We start from the raw sequence: 16,713 nt of genomic DNA, 5'->3' as shown, positions 1-16,713 counted from the left end.
GCGGAACCGTATCCCGTCGATCAGGTCCTACAACTACCAGCCGCCCAGGAAGTGATGACCTCCGGGCCAGCCTTGCTTGTCGGCAAACGATCGTTTGACGACAGGTCTCGACGCGTCCAATGAACGCGTGTAGTCGAGGGGTTCGCGGCGGCCCGAATCCAATCAGATCTGACGGTGATTGCTGACAGGGTTTGACGACAGACAGGGTCCGATCCTCCATACGGAAGGGGCCCCTCGGTGGCGAACCTGGTCTACAAGCGGGTCTCGACCGACCAGCTGTCCACCGCCCGGCAGAACCTCGTCCTGGACGAGGCCGGCATCGTCGCCCCGGTCGTCTTCGAGGAAGACCCGGGCACCTCAAGCCGCCTCCACCCCCTCCAGCGCCCGAAGTTCCGCAAACTGCTCTACGCACGGCCGGGCGACACCGTGCACATCTCCGAGATGTCTCGACGTCCTCCACCGCGACCAGATCGCGCTGCGCATCCACGACGGCGCCTTCTCCGCGATGGACCTCACCGCCCGCCACCCGCGCACCGGCGAACTGCTGTCCACCGTGAAGTTCAATGACCGTTCCTCGGAGGCCACACCCACCGGGGAGTGAACGGGGAGTGGATCAAGAAAATGATGATGCGCCGCGCCGGCGCCGGCAAATCCCGCCACCCCGACAGAGTCAGACCAGGTCAGGGGCCTGATCCACTCAGTGGATCAGGCCCCTGAGTGGCTTCTGGAGATCGTTCGGGAGGAAATTGGGAGAGGATCCTGCTCGGCTTCTCCCAGGGGTGACCGCTGGGCGGGTGTGCGGTTCGGCACCCCAGGGCACCGGGACCTGCGCGTTCGCGAATCGAGCCCGTCAGACGGCCAAGAACGACATGCCCACCCACCGCAACCGCCGTTAGGATCACGGCACATGGCAGCCCCTCACTCAGCGCGTCCCCACGATCAAGCCCGCGCCCTCGCCCGGCGGGTACGGACGCTGCGGGAGGCCCGCGGGTGGTCGCGGGAACGGCTCGCCAAGGAAGCGGGGATCGCCGTCCGGACGCTGTCGCGGCTGGAGGGCGAGGGAGCGATCCAGTCAGGTTTCCTCACGGTCGGAGCCGTCGCCGAGGCTCTGGAGGTCTCCCTCGACGATCTGTTCCGGGAGACCAGGGCCATGCCTGGGCTCTGGTCCGCGGGGTACGAGGGGCGTGACATCGAGTCGTTCGTCGCCTCGCTCCGTGACAGCCGCATCGATGTCGTGGCGGACGTCCGGCTCACGCCGATCAGCCGTAAGAAGGGCTTCAGCAAGACCCGGCTCGGAGAGGCGCTGGCCGCAGCCGGCATCAAGTACACGCACCTGCGTGGCCTGGGCAATCCCAAGGACAACCGGGAGCCGTTTTGGGAGGGCCGCCTCGATGTGGGCAGGGCGCACTTCCGCAGCGTGCTCCGGTCCGAGGAGGCGCAGTTGGATCTCGACCGCCTCGCCGAGCACGCCCGGCAGTCACGGGTCGCGGTGCTGTGCTTCGAGAAGGACGAGAGCCGGTGCCACCGGCAGGTCGTCCTGGAGACGGTCCGCAAGCGGGCCGCTGTACCCGTGATCCCCCTGGCCTGACTTCGTCCCCCGCTCCCGCACGCGCCCTTGCCACAGGCGCATGCCTCTCCTCCAATCAGATCGGGGAGATCAGTGGAGGGGGCGCCATGCGATCGGGGAGACGACAGCGCGCGAGAATCATGATCACGGTCAAGACGTATCCGGAGCTGTCCAACAAGTACCGCGAGACGAGCTGCGTGGCGGGCATACGCCTGGACGAGGATGCACCTCGACACGTGCGCCTGTTTCCCGTGCCCTTCCGGCTCTTACGGGAGGAGGACCAGTTCCGGAAGTACTCGGTCATCGAGGTCGACGTCGAGCCGCACGGCACGCGTGACTCGCGGCCTGAGAGCCTGCGGCCCAACCTCGACACTCTTCAGATCGTGGGCGAGGTACCGCCGGGCGGCGATTGGAGGGAGCGGTACAAGTACGTCGAGCCTCTCGTCGCGCCGTCGCTGTGCGCGATCAAGAGGGATCAGGAGCGGCTGGGAACTTCGCTCGGTGTCTTCCGGCCCGCCGAGGCCACCTTCCGGCTCACGGCAGCCGAGCCCTGGTCCGCGTCCAAGGCCGCATTGGCGGACCAGCTCGATCTGTTGGAGCAGGACCTGGCTCCCCTTGAGTGGGTACCGCTGGAATTCCGCTATCGGTTTCGCTGCGTGGACGACGCCTGCCCATCGCACGACATGGCGCTGAAGGACTGGGAGGCCGGCGCGTCGTACCGCAAGTTCCTGCGCAAGTACGGCGAGCACGGCGTGCACGACAAGCTGCGGGAGCGCTGGCACGACTCGATCTTCACCCGAGACCGCGCCGTCCACTTCTTCGTCGGCAACATCGCGGCTCATCCCAAGACGTTCATGCTGCTGGGGCTGTTCTATCCGAGGACGAATGTCGTCCAGTACGTCCAGGACAGTCTCTTCGGGGACTGACCGCCAGGCCGAGGGGGCCGTTCATTGAGTGAACCGGCCACGCCTGATCTCCGGCTCCAGGAGTTCCAGGGCTTCCTCCCAGCGGAACCGGTCCGCGCCGCCGCCGGCCTTGGGGCGGTGGGGTTCGTAGAAGCCGAGGAGGACGCCCATCTCGTGCAGGGTGTCCAGGCTTCGCCGGTGGGCGGGGTGGGCTGCCTGGGCCGCATTCAGGTACGGGAGGACGGCAACCGGGACGCCCATGCCGTATGCCTCCTACTGACCCTCCCCTCACCCCGGATGAGCCGACGGCCAACTCGACCTCAGCCGGAGCAAGTTATCGGCCAAGACACTCTTCCCCGCCGGGGAAGGCGCCCTCGCCCCAGCCCGCCCCTGGGCTGGCGGGAACGGACCAGCACCGGGGGGCGCAGGTCCACGAGACAGCTCCCGAACGCCGTGCCGCGGCGCCGCGCGCCGCCGCAAGCTCAGACACGGCTCAACGAAGGCAGGGCCTCAGTCCTGCGCCTTCTCCCGCTACTTCGGATCGCGGGCGAACAACGACTTCGACCAGAAGTAGCCGATCACCGCCAGGCCCAGGCACCAGGCCACGGCGAGCCAGCCGTTGTGGCCGATCTCGCTGCCGAGGAGCAGGCCGCGCAGGGTCTCGATGGCCGGGGTGAAGGGCTGGTACTCGGCGACCGGCCGGAACCAGCCCGGCATCGCGTCGACCGGGACGAAAGCACTGGACAGGAGCGGCAGGATCATCAGCGGCAGGGCGTTGTTGCTGGCCGCCTCGGGATTCGGGCTCGACAGGCCCATGCCGACCGCGATCCAGGTGAGCGCCAGGGAGACGAGCGTCAGCAGCCCGATCGCCAGCAGCCACTCCAGGGGTGTGGCATCCGTGGCCCGGAAGCCGATCGCCACCGCGACTGCCCCGACGAGCAGCACGCTCATCATGCACTGCAGCACGCTGCCCACGACGTGCCCGATGAGCACCGACCCGCGGTGGATCGCCAGCGTACGGAAGCGGGCGATGATGCCGTCGGTCATATCCATGGCGACGGATACGGCACTGCCGATCGTGGTGCCACCGATGGTCAGCAGCAGGATGCCCGGGACGAGATAGGCGACGTACTCGGCGCGGTCCGCCCCGCCACCCCCGATCCCGGCGCTCATCACGTCGCCGAAGATGTAGACGAAGAGCAGCAGAAGCACGACCGGCGAGAGCAGCAGATTCAGCGTCATCGACGGATAGCGGCGGGCGTGCAGAAGGTTGCGCCGCAGCATCGTGGACGAGTCACGCACGGCGAGGGCGAGGGAGCTCATCGGGTGGTCTCCTCGGGCTGGTGGGGCACGCCTTCTTCGTCGGTCAGGGCGAAGAACACGTCGTCCAGGTCCGGTGTGTGCACGGTCAGTTCGTCGGCCTCGATGCCGGCCGCGTCGAGCCAGTCGATCAGGGAGCGCAGTTCGCGCTGGCTGCCGTCGCTGGGGATCTGGAGCGTGAGTGCGGTGTCGTCGCGCCGCATCTCACTCAGGGCGGACGCGGCGTTCTCGTATGCCGTCGGGTCGGTGAACCGGAGGCGGACGTGACCTCCCGGGATCAGTCGCTTCAGCTCCTCCGCGGTGCCTTCGGCGGCGATCCTGCCGCCGTTCAGTACCGCGATGCGGTCGGCGAGTTCGTCGGCCTCCTCCAGGTACTGGGTGGTGAGGAAGACGGTGACGCCGTCGGAGACCAGCTCGCGGACGATCTGCCACATGGTGTGCCTGGAGCGCGGGTCGAGGCCGGTGGTCGGCTCGTCGAGGAAGATGATCCGCGGGGAGCCGACCAGCGTCATGGCGATGTCCAAGCGGCGCTTCATTCCGCCCGAGTAGGTGGCCGCGGGCTTCTTCGCGGCCTCCGCCAGGTCGAAACGCTCCAGCAGTTCGGCGGCGACGCGGCGTCGCTCGCGTTTGGACAGGTGGTGCAGATCCGCCATGAGGAGCATGTTCTCCTCACCTGTGAGGAGCCCGTCGACGGCGGAGAACTGCCCCGTGACACCGATCGCCGCACGCACCGCCTGCGGATCGGCGATGAGGTCGTGGCCCGCGACCTGTGCCTGCCCACTGTCCGTGGTGATGAGCGTGGAAAGGATCTTCACGGCGGTGGTCTTGCCCGCGCCGTTCGGGCCGAGCAGCGCGAACACGGACCCGGCCGGGATTCGGAGATCGATGCCGTCGAGGACGGTCTTGTCGCCGTAGGACTTGCGCAGACCGGTGGTGGAGATGGCAGCGGGCGATGGTGGGCCGCCACACAGGCTGGATGTGGGCATGACAGATGAAGGCATGGGACCCTCCGTTTCGAAGACTGGGGCGGGTGGGGGTGAAACCGGCCTTCAGACTCGGGCGCGGCGGACGTCGATGTTGCCGTACTTGGTGCGGGCGTGGATCTTGACGGTGTCCTCGGTCTCCTGGGGGGCGTCGGACGCGATGAGCGTGTTGCGCACCTGGCCCGAGCCGGAGTTGACGTCGAGCCAGGCGGCCGTGCCCTCGCGGACGCCGACCTCGATGGCGCCGTAGTTCGTCTCCAGCCGGACGGTGCCGCGGACCACTTCGGCCACGCGCACGGTGCCGTGGGCGGTGGTGGCGGTGACGGAGTCCTCGGCGCGGTCGATGCTGATGTCGCCGTGGGCGCCGCTCACCCGCGTCTCGCCGGTCACGGCGCCGATGGTGGTGGTGCCATGGGAGTTCTTCAGGACGGCGGGGCCGTCGACGTGGCCGACGCGCAGGCTGCCGGAACTGGTGGTGATCTCGGCCCCGCCCTCGACCCGGTCCACGGTGATCGAGCCGTGCGAGGCGGTCAGGTTCAGCGGGCCCGTCGTATCGAGGCGGGCGTCGCCGGAGGAGGTCTTCACACGGACCTCGCCGAGCCGGCCCTCGCCGAGCACCTGGGTCCAGGCGCCGGTCATGTCGATGCGCGAGCCCGCGGGCAGTTCGACCGTCACGTCGACGACGCCGGTGCGGCCGAGTCCGAACAGGTTCGGCCTGGGCGTCATGACGGTGAGGACCCCGCTCGCGTACGTGACGTCGGTCTGGTCGGCCGTCCGCACGTCCAGGTCCTTCTTCGGGTTGCGGGGCCGCACCTCGACGACGGTCTCGGGGCGGTCGCTCGCGGTGAACTGGATGGAACCGGCCTCCACGCGCGCGGTGACCGAGATCGGTGCGGGGGTGTCGAAAGAAGGCATGGCTGTCCCGTCCTCTTGGGTCTACAGGGCGTCCCCGCTGGTGGGACGTGAAGTCGTGGGGGTGAAGTGGTGCGGGTGCGGCTAGCGCACCCACCCCGTGAAGCTCTGGCCGACGCTCTGGCTCTTCTCCGTCGTACGGGGCCGGTGGCCGCCGCCCTCGACCGCGGCGGACACGGCACGCACCAGCCACGCGTTGACCGACAGGCCCTCGCGGCTCGCGGCTTCCTCGGCGCGGGCCTTGAGGTGGGCTGGAAGACGCAGGTTGACCCGGGCGGTGCCACCCTCGTCACCCTCGGCCGGGGCCTTGAGCGGTTCGACGGGCGCGGCCGGCTCCACGGAGGCGGCGCCGTAGGTGGGCGGCGGCGTCACCACGAAGTCGGGGTCCAGCCCGCGCAGCCGTACGTCGACCGAGCCGGGGGCGAGCTCGCGGGTGATCTCGTCCATCGCGGCGGAGAGCACGTTGAGCATGGTCAGCCGGGTCGCCGACTCCAGAGGAGCCGTGAGCCGCTCGGCCAGCTCGCGCGCTTCTTCACCGCCGGCTTCAGCGGCCACCGCGAGTTCACGGCGGAGAGTTTCAAGATACGGCGTGAGGTCCATTACGCCATGATGGCACCACAATGGCGCCACACGCAAACCTAGATGGCACCTCGCGGCCGCCGAGCGGGTGAGACGTCTCCCAGCCTGGGGAAACGTGACAAAGGCGACCCGGGCCACCATCACAGCATGTGCGCTTGGAGAACCGGTGCGGCACCACTTGGCACTACGTGGCGCCAGATGGTGCCATGTGGTGCCATGTGGTGCCATACGTGCAACGTAGAACCCCGGACGCCCCTGAGCACCCCTCCTCAAGAGGTGGTCGCCGCCGGCACGTCCGGTTGCTGCGGCCGTCGTTCCGGCGCCGTCCGTACGGCGAGCACCATGGTGAGGCCGCCACCCGGTGTGTCCTCGGCGTGCAGGCTGCCGCCGATGGCCTGGGCGAAGCCGCGGGCAACGGCGAGGCCGAGGCCGACGCCGTTGCCGCGCGGGGCGTCGCCATGGCGCTGGAAGGGTTCGAAGATGCGGGCCTTGGCCTCGTCCGGGACGCCGGGACCGCGGTCCATGACCCGGACCTCCACGCGGTCGGCTATGGCGCTCGCGGAGACCAGGACCCGCTGCCCCGGGGGGCTGTACTTCACGGCGTTCTCGACGATGTTGGCGACCGACCGTTCCAGCAGGCCGCGGTCGACGTCCACCATGGGCAGGGTCTCGGGGACGTCCAGCTCCACGCTGTCCTCGGGGACGCCGCCCAGCGCCATCGGGATGACCTCGTCCAGGTCGGTCTCCCGGATGAGGGGGGTGAGGGTGCCGGTCTGGAGGCGGGACATGTCGAGCAGGTTGCCGACGAGGTGGTCGAGGCGGTCGGCACCGTCCTCGATCGCTTCCAGGAGTTCCGCCTGATCCTCCTCCGACCACTCCACGTCGTCCGAGCGCAGGGAGGTGACCGCCGCCTTGATGCCGGCGAGCGGGGTGCGCAGGTCGTGGCTGACGGCGGCGAGCAGAGCGGTGCGGATGCGGTTGCCCTCGGCGAGATTCTGCGCCTCGTCGGCCTTCTGCTGCAGGCGCTGTCGGTCCACGACGACGGCCGCCTGGGCGGCGAACGCGGCCAGCACCCGGCGGTCCTCCGCCGGCAGGACACGGCCCGACAGGGCCAGTGCCATGTGGTCGCCGACCGGGACGTCGACGTCCGCCTCGTCGGGAACGACGCTGGACCGTGGGCCGATGCTGCCGACGCAGGTCCAGGGTGCGAGGTCGCTCTCGCGTTCCAGCAGCGCCACCGACTCCATGCCGAAGGTTTCGCGGACCCGTTCCAGGAGCGCGTCGAGGCTGGTCTCGCCGCGCAGGACGTTGCCGGCGAGGAAGGAGAGGATCTCCGACTCGGCGCGCAGCCGGGCCGCCTGGTGAGTGCGGCGGGCGGCAAGATCCACCACGGACGCGACGGAGACGGCGACGCTGAAGAACACCGCGATCGCGAGGATGTTCTTCGGGTCGGCGATGGTCCAGGTGTGGACCGGTGGGGTGAAGTACCAGTTCAGGAGGCTGGATCCCACCACCGCGGAGGCCAGCGCCGGCCAGAGTCCGCCCAGCAGTGCCGCGGCGACCGTCAGGGTCAGGAAGAGCAGCATGCCGTTGGCGAGCCCCACGTCTGGCAGGGCGGTGCTCAGGAGCCACGTCAGCAGCACTGGTCCGCCTACGCCGGTCAGCCAACCCCAGGCGAGCCTGGTCCGGCCGAGCCGGGCGCCCCTCGGGGCGACGGGCAGCCCACGGCCCTTGCCCACCTCGTCGTGGGTGATGAGGTGGACGTCCAGGTCGGGGCCGGACTCGCGGGCCACCGTGGCGCCGACGCCAGGTCCGAAGACGTACTGCCAGCCCTTGCGGCGGGAGACGCCGAGCACGATCTGGGTGGCGTTGACGCCGCGCGCGAAGTCCAGCAGGGCGGCGGGTATGTCGTCGCCGACGACATGGTGGAAGGTGCCGCCCAGGTCCTCCACCAGGGTGCGCTGGACGGCCAGCTCCTTCGGTGAGGCCGACGTCAGGCCGTCGCTGCGGGAGATGTACACGGCCAGCACCTCGCCGCCCGCGCCCTTCTCCGCCAGGCGCGCGGCGCGCCGGATGAGGGTGCGCCCTTCCGGGCCGCCGGTCAGGCCGACCACGATCCGCTCGCGCGAGCCCCAGATCCTGGACACACGGTGTTCGCTGCGGTACTCGTTCAGGTACGCGTCGACCCGGTCGGCCACCCACAGCAGCGCCAGCTCGCGCAAGGCGGTGAGGTTGCCGGGGCGGAAGTAGTTGGACAGGGCCGCGTCGACCTTGTCCGGCTTGTAGATGTTGCCGTGGGCCATGCGGCGGCGCAGCGCCTCGGGCGACATGTCCACCAGCTCGATCTGGTCGGCACGCCGTACGACCTCGTCGGGTACGGTCTCCCGCTGCCGTACGCCGGTGATCGACTCGACGACGTCCCCCAGCGACTCCAGATGCTGGATGTTGACGGTCGATATCACGTCGATGCCGGCGGCCAGCAGTTCCTCGACGTCCTGCCAGCGCTTGGCGTTGCGGGAGCCGGGGATGTTCGTGTGCGCGAGCTCGTCGACGAGCGCCACCCGCGGGCGGCGGGCGAGCACCGCGTCGACGTCCATCTCGGTGAAGGTGCTGTCCCGGTACTCCAGCTCCCTGCGCGGCACCTGCTCCAGGCCGTGCAGCATCACCTCGGTGCGCGGGCGGTCGTGGTGCTCCACGAAGGCGACCGCGCAGTCGGTGCCCCGCTCGATGCGGCGGTGCGCCTCGGACAGCATCGCGTAGGTCTTGCCGACGCCGGGTGCCGCGCCGAGGTAGATCCGGAGCTTGCCGCGTGCCATGTCGTACCTCGGTCAGGCTTCGAAGCGGTAGCCCATGCCGGGCTCGGTGATGAGATACCGGGGGTGGGACGGGTCTGCTTCCAGTTTGCGTCGCAGCTGCGCCATGTAGACGCGCAGGTAGTTGCTCTTGCTGGTCTGGGTGACGCCCCAGACCTCCTGGAGCAGGTGCTTCTGGGTGATCAGCCGGCCGGGGTTGGTGACCAGGATCTCCAGCAGGTGCCACTCGGTCGGGGTGAGGCGGACGTCCCGCCCCTGCCGTACGAGCTTCTTCGCGACGAGGTCGATGGTGAAGTCGTCCGTCGTGACCTCGGTCGTCTCAGGGGCCAGGGGCGCGGCCTCCGTACGGCGGACGGCCGCCCGCAGTCGCGCAAGGAGCTCGTTCATGCTGAACGGCTTGGTGACGTAGTCGTCCGCACCCGCGTCGAGGGCGTCGACCTTCTCGTCGGACGCCTGCCGCGCGGACAGCACGAGGATGGGCACGCGGGTCCAGCCGCGCAGGGCCCGGATGACGTCGACACCGTCCATGTCGGGCAGGCCGAGGTCGAGCAGCACCACGTCGGGCTGGCGGGCCGCCGCCAGGCGCAGCGCGGTGGTTCCGTCGGGTGCGGCATCCACGCCGTACTGGCGGGCCTGAAGGTTGATCACGAGGGCCCGTACGAGTTGCGGGTCGTCCTCCACGACGAGGACCCGGGTCATGGCTGTGTGCCTTTCCTGTCGTACGCCGGGGCCCGGTTCGCCGGGGACGGCCGGCCGGGCGACGTCATGACGGCGGGAGCCGACCGGCCCAGTGCTGTTTCCCGGCCGCCGGCTCCCGTGCATGTCATGTACTCCGATCACTGCTTCGCTGCGAGGTCCCTGAGCGCGAGGTTGAGCTCCAGGACGTTGATGTGCGGCTCGCCCATGAAACCGAGCGTGCGGCCCTCGGTGTGATTGTCGACGAGTTCGTGCACCTGGGCGACGGACAGGCCGTTGGCCTCGGCGACCCGTCCGACCTGGATGTCCGCGTACGCCGGGGAGATGTGCGGGTCGATGGCGGAGGCCGAGCCGGTGACCGCGTCCGCGGGCACCTTCGACTCCGGTACGCCGTTGAAGGCCGCGACCTGCTTCTTGGCCGCCTTCACATTCTTGACCAGGGTCGGATCGCCGGCTCCCAGCTGGCTGGAGCCGGTGGCGAGCGGGTCGTAGCCGCTGTTGGACGGTCGCCCCTGGAAGAACTTCGGGTCGGGCTCGTCGGTGCCGGGCAGGTTCCAGCTCTGGCCGATCAGCCTGGAGCCGACCTCCTTGCCGTCGGCCTTCACGATCGAGCCGTTGGCCTCGTCGTGGAAGGCGGCCTGGCCGATGCCGGTGACGACGAGGGGGTAGACGACGCCGGTGACGACGGTGAGGACGAGCAGCATGCGCAGGGCGGCCCACGTCACGCGGCCCAGGTTCACAAAGGATGAGTTGTTCATGTCCTTCACCCGATCCCGGGGATGAGCGAGATGAGCAGGTCGATGAGCTTGATGCCGATGAACGGGGCGATCAGACCGCCGAGACCGTAGATCCCGAGGTTGCGCCGGAGCATCTTGTCCGCGCTCACGGGCCGGTACTGCACGCCCTTCAGGGCGAGCGGCACCAGCGCGATGATGATCAGCGCGTTGAAGACGACCGCGGACAGGATCGCGGAGTCCGGCGAGGACAGGTTCATGATGTTGAGCTTGTCCAGCCCCGGGTGCACGGCCGCGAACAGCGCCGGGATGATCGCGAAGTACTTCGCGACGTCGTTGGCGATGGAGAACGTCGTCAGGGCGCCCCGGGTGATCAGCAACTGCTTGCCGATCTCCACGATCTCGATCAGCTTGGTCGGGTTGGAGTCGAGGTCGACCATGTTGCCGGCCTCCTTGGCGGCCGACGTACCGGTGTTCATCGCGACGCCGACGTCGGCCTGTGCGAGGGCCGGGGCGTCGTTCGTGCCGTCACCGGTCATCGCGACCAGCTTGCCGCCGGCCTGCTCCCGCTTGATGAGGGCCATCTTGTCCTCGGGGGTCGCCTCGGCGAGGAAGTCGTCGACACCCGCCTCCTGTGCGATCGCCTTGGCGGTCAGCGGGTTGTCACCCGTGATCATGATCGTCTTGATGCCCATGCGGCGCAGCTCCTCGAACCGCCCGCGCATGCCGTCCTTGACGACGTCCTTGAGGTGGATGACACCGAGCACCCGAGCCCCGGCGTGGTCCCGGACGGCGACCAGCAGCGGGGTGCCGCCCGCCTCGGAGATGCGGTTGGCGATGCCGTCCGCGTCCTCGGCGACCGTGCCGCCCTGCTCCTCGACCCACGCGATGACCGAGGCGGTGGCGCCCTTGCGGATCTTCTTGCCGTTCACGTCGACGCCGGACATGCGGGTCTGGGCGGTGAACTCGGTCCACTCCGCGCCGAGCAGCTCGCCCTGGTGGCGTTCGCGCAGGCCGTACTTCTCCTTCGCCAGTACGACGACCGAGCGGCCCTCGGGCGTCTCGTCGGACAGGGAGGAGAGCTGGGCGGCGTCGGCGACCTCCGCCTCGGTGGTACCGCGCACCGGCACGAACTCGGCGGCCTGCCGGTTGCCGAGGGTGATGGTGCCGGTCTTGTCGAGCAGCAGCGTGGAGACGTCACCGGCGGCCTCGACCGCGCGGCCCGACATCGCGAGCACGTTGCGCTGCACGAGGCGGTCCATGCCCGCGATGCCGATCGCGGAGAGCAGGGCCCCGATCGTGGTGGGGATCAGGCACACCAGCAGGGCGACCAGCACGACCATGCCGAGGTCGGAGCCGGCGTAGTCGGCGAACGGCGGCAGGGTGGCCACCGCCAGCAGGAAGACGACGGTCAGTGAGGCGAGCAGGATGTTCAGCGCGATCTCGTTCGGCGTCTTCTGCCGGGCCGCGCCCTCGACCAGGTTGATCATCCGGTCGATGAAGGTCTCGCCGGGCTTGGTCGTGATCCTGACGACGATGCGGTCGGACAGCACCTTCGTGCCGCCGGTGACAGCGCTGCGGTCACCGCCGGACTCCCGGATGACCGGCGCCGATTCACCCGTGATCGCCGACTCGTCCACGGAGGCGACGCCCTCGACGACGTCACCGTCGCCGGGGATCACGTCACCTGCCTCGCAGACCACCAGGTCGCCGACCCTCAGCTCGGTACCGGGGACCCGCTCCTCACGGTCGCCCACGAGACGACGCGCGACGGTGTCGGTCTTGGCCTTGCGCAGGGTGTCGGCCTGGGCCTTGCCCCGGCCCTCCGCCACCGCCTCCGCCAGGTTGGCGAAGATCACCGTCAGCCACAGCCAGGCGCTGATGGTCCAGCCGAACCAGTCGCCCGGGTCCTTGAAGGAGAAGACCGTCGTCAGGACCGAGCCGACGAGGACCACGAACATCACGGGCGATTTCACCATCACCCGAGGGTCGAGCTTGCGGAAGGCGTCCGGCAGCGACTTGACCAACTGCTTGGGATCGAACAGCCCGCCGCCGACCCGCCCCTCGGGCTTGTGCCCAGTGGGCGCGTCCTGGTGCGGCGCGAGGGTGGGAGTGGACATCGAGTCCTGCTTCTGTACGTCGGTCTTCTGAGTGTTGGTGGTCATCACGCCAACCCCTCGGCCAGCGGGCCCAGCGCCAGAGCCGGGAAGAACGTCAGGCCGGTGATGATCAGGATCGCGCCCACGAGAAGGCCCGTGAACAGCGGCTTCTCCGTGCGCAGGGTGCCCGCGGTGGCCGGGACCGGAGTCTGCTCGGCGAGCGAGCCGGCGAGCGCCAGGACGAACACCATCGGCAGGAAGCGGCCGAAGAGCATGCACAGGCCGAGCATCGTGTTGTGGTACTCGGTGTTGGCCGCGAAGCCGGCGAACGCGGATCCGTTGTTGTTGGACGCGGAGGTGTAGGCGTAGAGCACCTCGGAGAAGCCGTGGGCGCCGATGTTCGTCATCGACGACTCGCCCTTGCCCAGCGCCATGGCGAGCGCGGTGCCGACCAGCACCAGGGCCGGGGTGATGAGGATGTAGCAGGCGGCCAGTTTGATCTCGCGGCTGCCGATCTTCTTGCCCAGGTACTCGGGGGTGCGGCCGACCATCAGGCCGGCGATGAACACCGCGATGATCGCCATGATCAGCATGCCGTAGAGGCCGGAGCCGACGCCGCCGGGTGCGATCTCGCCCAGCATCATGCCGAGCAGCAGCACACCGCCCGACAGACCGCTGAAGGAGTCGTGGAAGGAATTGACCGACCCGGTCGAGGTCATCGTCGTGGAGACGGCGAAAAGGGCGGAGTTGCCCTCCCCGAACCGTGTCTCCTTGCCCTCCATCGCGCCGCCCGCGAGCTGTGAGGCGGTGCCGGGGTGGGCGTACTCGATCCAGGTCACGGCGATCACGCCGAGGAACCAGATGGTGGCCATCGCGCCGACGATCGCGTAACCCTGGCGGACGTTGCCCACCATCTTGCCGAAGGTGCGCGGCAGTGAGAACGGGATCACCAGCAGCAGGAAGATCTCCAGCAGGTTGGTGAACCCATCGGGGTTCTCGAACGGGTGCGCGGAGTTGGCGTTGAAGAAGCCGCCGCCGTTCGTGCCGACATCCTTGATGGCCTCCTGGGATGCCACGGCACCCGGGCTGATCGCCTGCTTGTCACCCGTCAGCGTGGTGACCGTGTGGATGTCGCCGAAGTTCTGGATCGCACCGCAGGCGATCAGGAGCACGGCCGCGACGACGGAGATCGGGATCAGGATGCGGACGGTGCCGCGCACCAGGTCCGCCCAGAAGTTGCCCAGGTCGCCGGTGCGGGAGCGGGCGAAGCCCCGGACCAGCGCCACCGCGACGGCGATGCCGACGGCCGCGGAGACGAAGTTCTGCACGGCCAGGCCCATCGTCTGGGTGACGTGGCTCATGGCCGCCTCACCCGAGTACGACTGCCAGTTCGTGTTGGACACGAAGGAGGCCGCCGTGTTGAACGCCTGGTCCGCGGTGATGGGCTCGAAGCCGAGCGACAGCGGCAGCTTGTCCTGCACCCGCTGCATCACGTACAGGAACAGCACGCCCACCGCGGAGAAGGCCAGCACACCGCGCAGGTAGGCGGGCCAGCGCATCTCGGCGTCCGGGTTCGCGCCGACCGCGCGGTACATCCAGCGCTCGACACGCAGGTGCTTTTGGGACTGGAAGACGGCGGCCATGTAGTCGCCGAGGGGACGGTGCACGAGGGCGAGCGCGCCGATCAGCGCGATCACCACGAGCACATCGGCAAGGACGGAACTCATGGCGGCGGCTCAGAACCTCTCCGGAAAGATGAGGGCCAGGACGAGATAGCCCAGCAGGGCGACGGCCACCACCAGGCCGACGACGTTCTCGGCAGTCACAGCCTGCCCACCCCTTTGGCGATGAGAGCCACCAGCGCGAACACCGCGACCGTGGCGACGACGAAGGCCACATCGGCCATCGCAAACTCCTGGATGAGGTTCGGTGAAACAAGGACGGATAGAGGAAACCTCTTCTCCGGCCGGATTCGACCGCCCGTTGACGACTCTCTTACGCCCTGCCGCCCGGTCTTGACGGAACTCATACGGGCGGTGATCCATAACGGTCGGCAACAGGAGCTGCGTCACACCAGCCGGAAGCGGAGCCGGCAGATCACCGCGTCCGTCTCCCGCCGCACGGCGTGCGCGACGACCGCACCCCGCTGGTTGTGCAGCAGCCGCTCCCAGAGCCGCGCCGGCTCCGCCTCCGGGATCAGCACGGTGACGCGGGCGCCCGGCGCGTCGGCGGCCACGTCACGGACGTAGGCCGCGATCGGACGGCCCAGACTCCGGCGCTCACAGGACAGCCGTACGAGAGGCACCCCGGGGTTCCACTCGGCCCAGGCCCTCTCCAGGGCGTGTGTGTGCGCCCGGTCCTCGAGGTCGGGGTGGCACACCGTCACCGCGCGGACCTCGTCTCCGAGGGAGGTTGCGGCGGTCAGCGCCTCGGAGGTCAGGCGGGACAGGGAGGAGACCGGGACGATCACGATCGAGCGGTCGCGGTGCGGGGCCTCGGGTGTCCGGCCCAGTGCGAGTCCCTCGCCGATGCGGGCGTAGGCGCGGTGCACGGCCTCGAAGGCGAGCACCAACAGGGGCAGGGCGACCGCGACCAGCCAGGCACCTTCCGTGAACTTGGTCGCGGTGACGACGAGGGCACAGACGCCGGTGAGGACTGCGCCGAGGCCGTTGAGCACGGCCTTGCCGGGAGCGCCTGCGTGACGCCGGTGCCGGACCATGCCGAATTGGGCGATGGTGAAGCCGACGAAGACACCGATGGCGAACAGCGGCACGAGGGTGTTGGTGTCGCCGCCCGAGAACACCAGCAGTCCGGCGGAGACGGCGGCGAGGGCGAGCACGCCGTGCCGGTGCACCTGGCGGTCGGCCTTGAGGGCGAAGACATGCGGCAGGTAGTTGTCGCGGGCCAGCAGCTTCAGCAGGACCGGCAGCCCGCCGAAGGAGGTGTTGGCGGACAGGGCCAGCAGGATCGTCGTCGCGAACTGGATGACGTGGAAAGCCCCGTTGTGACCGAGGGAGGCGTCCGCGAGCTGGGCGAGGACGGTGACACCCTCGACCGGCTGGAGGTGGAAGCGGGCGATCAGCACTGACAGGCCGATCAGCATCACGCCGAGGACAGCCCCGAGGGCGACTTCCGCGCGCTGGGCCCGTGCAACGCGCGGGGTACGGAAGGAGGGGACGGCGTTGGCGATGGCCTCGACGCCGGTGAGGGCGGAGCAGCCCGAGGCGAAAGCCTTCAGCAGGAGCAGCGCACCGACCGTGGTGGCGTTGTCGGCGAGCACGGAGGCATGGCCTTCGGCCGTGGCGGTGCTCACGGGTCCGGACCGGAAGAGGCCCACCACGATCAGGACGAGAATCGAGCCGACGAAGACGACGGTCGGCACGATGAACACCTTCGCCGACTCCAGGATGCCCCGCAGGTTCACCCCGGTGATCAGCGCCAGGACGGCGAGGCAGAGCCACAGCCGCTCGTCGTGGAGGCCGGGGAAGGCGGAGGTCAGCGCCGCCACGCCGGCCGTGACGGCGACGGCGACGTTCAGGACGTAGTCCAGGACGAGGGAGGCGGCCGCCACCAGGCTGGTGCGCGTGCCCAGGTGTCTCCTCGCCACGGCGTAGGAGCCGCCGCCGTCCGGGAAAGCCGCGATGACCTGCCGGTACGAGGCGACCAGCACCGCAAGCAGGGCGGCGATGGCCAGCGTGACCGGCACCGTGAAGCCCAGGCCGTGCGCGCCGGCCGCGGCCAGCACCAGCACGATCGCCTCAGGGCCGTACGCCACCGACGCCATCGCGTCCAGCGACAGGGCGGCGAGTCCGGTGACAGCCGTCAGCCGGTGGCGCTCTCCGGTATCGGGCGGCTCCTCGTCGGTGGGGGTCGCTCCGGGCTCGGTGGTCAGGACGGACATGGGTGGGTGCTCCTTCTTCTACGGCCTTCTCCGGCCGCGCACCAGGGCTCAGGTGCGCGGATGCACCCAGGTTCCGTCCGTTCCCCGCCGTAACCGGCCGTTCCTTGCGGCATCCTTGCGCCCGACCGGGTTCCCTTGACGGAATCTTGTCGGTCGTCTCCGTCAGAGCCTCGTCAAGGGCCGCCCACACGGTCCGCGTAGGTG

Annotated in this window: 14 protein-coding genes and 2 pseudogenes; 3 read left to right on the top strand and 13 right to left on the bottom strand. The window is 69.3% G+C overall.

Annotated elements, in window-relative coordinates:
* Nucleotides 1–237 precede the first annotated feature (237 nt).
* The 3 genes and pseudogenes from ACWCPI_RS26375 to ACWCPI_RS26365 form a co-directional block, all read left to right on the top strand.
* Nucleotides 238–562: pseudogene (locus ACWCPI_RS26375) on the top strand (recombinase family protein); the annotation flags it as partial.
* A gap of 345 nt (nt 563–907) precedes the next feature.
* Nucleotides 908–1,588, top strand: a complete 681-nt coding sequence (locus ACWCPI_RS26370) for a DUF488 family protein, N3 subclade (protein ID WP_451040456.1) — start codon at nt 908–910, stop codon at nt 1,586–1,588.
* A 119-nt stretch (nt 1,589–1,707) separates the two neighbouring features.
* On the top strand, nt 1,708–2,493 hold the full coding sequence (locus ACWCPI_RS26365; RefSeq protein ID WP_451040455.1) for a hypothetical protein: 786 nt from the start codon (nt 1,708–1,710) through the stop codon (nt 2,491–2,493).
* 21 nt (nt 2,494–2,514) lie between these two features.
* On the opposite strand, the pseudogene ACWCPI_RS26360 reads toward ACWCPI_RS26365, so the two are convergent.
* The 13 genes and pseudogenes from ACWCPI_RS26360 to ACWCPI_RS26300 form a co-directional block, all read right to left on the bottom strand.
* Nucleotides 2,515–2,745: pseudogene (locus tag ACWCPI_RS26360) on the bottom strand (flavoprotein); the annotation flags it as partial.
* 258 nt (nt 2,746–3,003) lie between these two features.
* Nucleotides 3,004–3,795: an ABC transporter permease gene (locus ACWCPI_RS26355; protein ID WP_451040454.1), complete on the bottom strand. Its 792-nt coding sequence runs from the start codon at nt 3,793–3,795 to the stop codon at nt 3,004–3,006.
* Entirely contained in the window at nt 3,792–4,778 is a 987-nt protein-coding gene (locus tag ACWCPI_RS26350) for an ATP-binding cassette domain-containing protein (protein WP_451040464.1), read from the bottom strand. Before ACWCPI_RS26350 ends, ACWCPI_RS26355 begins: the two co-directional genes overlap by 4 nt.
* 63 nt (nt 4,779–4,841) lie before the next feature.
* Entirely contained in the window at nt 4,842–5,690 is an 849-nt protein-coding gene (locus tag ACWCPI_RS26345) for a DUF4097 family beta strand repeat-containing protein (RefSeq protein ID WP_451040453.1), read from the bottom strand.
* Between the two features lie 81 nt (nt 5,691–5,771).
* Nucleotides 5,772–6,287 (bottom strand): toxin-antitoxin system HicB family antitoxin, encoded by a 516-nt coding sequence (locus ACWCPI_RS26340; protein WP_451040452.1) that lies wholly within the window; start codon nt 6,285–6,287, stop codon nt 5,772–5,774.
* A 248-nt stretch (nt 6,288–6,535) separates the two neighbouring features.
* Nucleotides 6,536–9,082, bottom strand: coding sequence for a DUF4118 domain-containing protein (locus tag ACWCPI_RS26335; RefSeq protein ID WP_451040451.1), 2,547 nt, complete (start codon nt 9,080–9,082; stop codon nt 6,536–6,538).
* Between the two features lie 12 nt (nt 9,083–9,094).
* Complete coding sequence (locus ACWCPI_RS26330; RefSeq protein ID WP_451040450.1) at nt 9,095–9,778, bottom strand: response regulator; 684 nt, start codon at nt 9,776–9,778, stop codon at nt 9,095–9,097.
* Nucleotides 9,779–9,915: 137 nt separating this feature from the next.
* On the bottom strand, nt 9,916–10,533 hold the full coding sequence (kdpC, locus tag ACWCPI_RS26325) for a potassium-transporting ATPase subunit KdpC (RefSeq protein WP_451040449.1): 618 nt from the start codon (nt 10,531–10,533) through the stop codon (nt 9,916–9,918).
* Nucleotides 10,534–10,538: 5 nt separating this feature from the next.
* Nucleotides 10,539–12,674, bottom strand: coding sequence for a potassium-transporting ATPase subunit KdpB (gene kdpB, locus ACWCPI_RS26320; RefSeq protein WP_451040448.1), 2,136 nt, complete (start codon nt 12,672–12,674; stop codon nt 10,539–10,541).
* Entirely contained in the window at nt 12,674–14,335 is a 1,662-nt protein-coding gene (kdpA, locus tag ACWCPI_RS26315) for a potassium-transporting ATPase subunit KdpA (protein ID WP_451040447.1), read from the bottom strand. Before kdpA ends, kdpB begins: the two co-directional genes overlap by 1 nt.
* Before the next feature lie 9 nt (nt 14,336–14,344).
* Complete coding sequence (kdpF, locus tag ACWCPI_RS26310; RefSeq protein WP_009326374.1) at nt 14,345–14,434, bottom strand: K(+)-transporting ATPase subunit F; 90 nt, start codon at nt 14,432–14,434, stop codon at nt 14,345–14,347.
* Nucleotides 14,431–14,637 carry a hypothetical protein gene (locus tag ACWCPI_RS26305; RefSeq protein WP_451040446.1) on the bottom strand — a complete coding sequence of 69 codons (207 nt, stop codon included), beginning with the start codon at nt 14,635–14,637 and terminating at the stop codon, nt 14,431–14,433. Before ACWCPI_RS26305 ends, kdpF begins: the two co-directional genes overlap by 4 nt.
* Nucleotides 14,638–14,676: 39 nt before the next feature.
* Complete coding sequence (locus ACWCPI_RS26300; RefSeq protein ID WP_451040445.1) at nt 14,677–16,509, bottom strand: APC family permease; 1,833 nt, start codon at nt 16,507–16,509, stop codon at nt 14,677–14,679.
* Nucleotides 16,510–16,713: the final 204 nt, after the last annotated feature.

The organism is Streptomyces sp. NPDC001920 (assembly GCF_053594495.1).
Note: the sequence above shows the minus strand (reverse complement) of the source record. Positions and strands in the feature narration are given on the sequence as shown.

Excerpts from the sequence above, each read along its gene's own strand:
- ACWCPI_RS26330 (WP_451040450.1), bottom strand. The coding sequence starts at position 9,778 with ATGACCCGGGTCCTCGTCGTGGAGGACGACCCGCAACTCGTACGGGCC.
- ACWCPI_RS26305 (WP_451040446.1), bottom strand. The coding sequence starts at position 14,637 with ATGAGTTCCGTCAAGACCGGGCGGCAGGGCGTAAGAGAGTCGTCAACG.
- ACWCPI_RS26340 (WP_451040452.1), bottom strand. The coding sequence starts at position 6,287 with ATGGACCTCACGCCGTATCTTGAAACTCTCCGCCGTGAACTCGCGGTG.
- ACWCPI_RS26365 (WP_451040455.1), top strand. The coding sequence starts at position 1,708 with ATGATCACGGTCAAGACGTATCCGGAGCTGTCCAACAAGTACCGCGAG.
- ACWCPI_RS26345 (WP_451040453.1), bottom strand. The coding sequence starts at position 5,690 with ATGCCTTCTTTCGACACCCCCGCACCGATCTCGGTCACCGCGCGCGTG.
- ACWCPI_RS26300 (WP_451040445.1), bottom strand. The coding sequence starts at position 16,509 with ATGTCCGTCCTGACCACCGAGCCCGGAGCGACCCCCACCGACGAGGAG.
- kdpC (WP_451040449.1), bottom strand. The coding sequence starts at position 10,533 with ATGAACAACTCATCCTTTGTGAACCTGGGCCGCGTGACGTGGGCCGCC.
- ACWCPI_RS26350 (WP_451040464.1), bottom strand. The coding sequence starts at position 4,778 with ATGCCCACATCCAGCCTGTGTGGCGGCCCACCATCGCCCGCTGCCATC.
- ACWCPI_RS26335 (WP_451040451.1), bottom strand. The coding sequence starts at position 9,082 with ATGGCACGCGGCAAGCTCCGGATCTACCTCGGCGCGGCACCCGGCGTC.
- kdpB (WP_451040448.1), bottom strand. The coding sequence starts at position 12,674 with ATGACCACCAACACTCAGAAGACCGACGTACAGAAGCAGGACTCGATG.
- kdpA (WP_451040447.1), bottom strand. The coding sequence starts at position 14,335 with ATGAGTTCCGTCCTTGCCGATGTGCTCGTGGTGATCGCGCTGATCGGC.
- ACWCPI_RS26355 (WP_451040454.1), bottom strand. The coding sequence starts at position 3,795 with ATGAGCTCCCTCGCCCTCGCCGTGCGTGACTCGTCCACGATGCTGCGG.
- ACWCPI_RS26370 (WP_451040456.1), top strand. The coding sequence starts at position 908 with ATGGCAGCCCCTCACTCAGCGCGTCCCCACGATCAAGCCCGCGCCCTC.